We start from the raw sequence: 886 nt of genomic DNA, 5'->3' as shown, positions 1-886 counted from the left end.
CTTTAACCCTACACAGCTGCTGCTCCAGCGGTGGCTGTGTTGGGTTTCTGCATTTAACACTCATTATTGTCAAGTGACAATACTGGCTATATCCATCTCTCTGCTAAGTTCGCGCCGCCCTCAAATTGACTAGTTTCGAGTGAGATATCACTCCGAACGGAGAATGTACGCCCGGAACACTAACGTCCAGCCTCATCCCGTGGCGGCATGCCGCGTTGGCTGGCTAACCCTCGTGCCGGGCGGGAGAACGCGATGCGTTCTCCGGAGTACTACTGTTGCGTGCCCGGGTTCGCCGTGCTGTCATCGCACCCGAATGGGTCTGCTCGGACGGGGACTAAAGGCACGCAATCTCTCTAGGAACGCCCCCGTTTTAACTCTTGCAGGCTCGAGCCGTCCTCTTCGACCCTGGCGATCGTCTCGGATCGCACGTGAAGACAACGATAGTCGGTTCGAAGCGTGGACATCAGCCCATCGTGGGTACCACCAGGGTTTTTCGTCGCTCGCTGTGGTATAGGGAGGTCCCGCGAGGTGACGCTGTGTGGGTAACGACGACAAGCAACGCGCGGCGGCAACGTGTGATCGCTGCGGAGAGATCGGTATCGTTCAGATCTGGCCCGACGGCAGTCTCCAGCCGCTCGGTCAATCAACGTTCTGTGACTGTGAGTCGTCGGAACTCCGGGTGATCGAGACGGATCCGGATGAGCTGCCGTAATCCGTCGACCGACGTTTTCGAGGGCCTCGTATGCGCTGTGGACGGTCTCACTGCGGCCTTAACAAGGCGATGGTGGCGGTCGAAAGTGATACGGACTACTGTCATCATTTCCGGCGCACCTACATGACGGGCTGCGGGTGCGCCGGTAAACAGTGATAGCAGACCGTATGACTC

General features: G+C 58.1%; 1 protein-coding gene. It reads left to right on the top strand.

Annotated features, from left to right (window positions below; all coding sequences use genetic code 11):
• Window positions 1–538: 538 nt before the first annotated feature.
• Window positions 539–712 (top strand): hypothetical protein, encoded by a 174-nt coding sequence (locus tag ACERI1_RS18805; protein ID WP_373620001.1) that lies wholly within the window; start codon window positions 539–541, stop codon window positions 710–712.
• The last annotated feature ends 174 nt before the right edge of the window (window positions 713–886 follow it).

The sequence above is a fragment of the Natrinema sp. HArc-T2 genome (genome assembly GCF_041821085.1).
Taxonomy (GTDB): Archaea; Halobacteriota; Halobacteria; order Halobacteriales; family Natrialbaceae; genus Natrinema.
The sequence above is the reverse complement of the archived record's forward strand: the minus strand, read 5'-3'. Positions and strand labels throughout refer to the sequence as shown.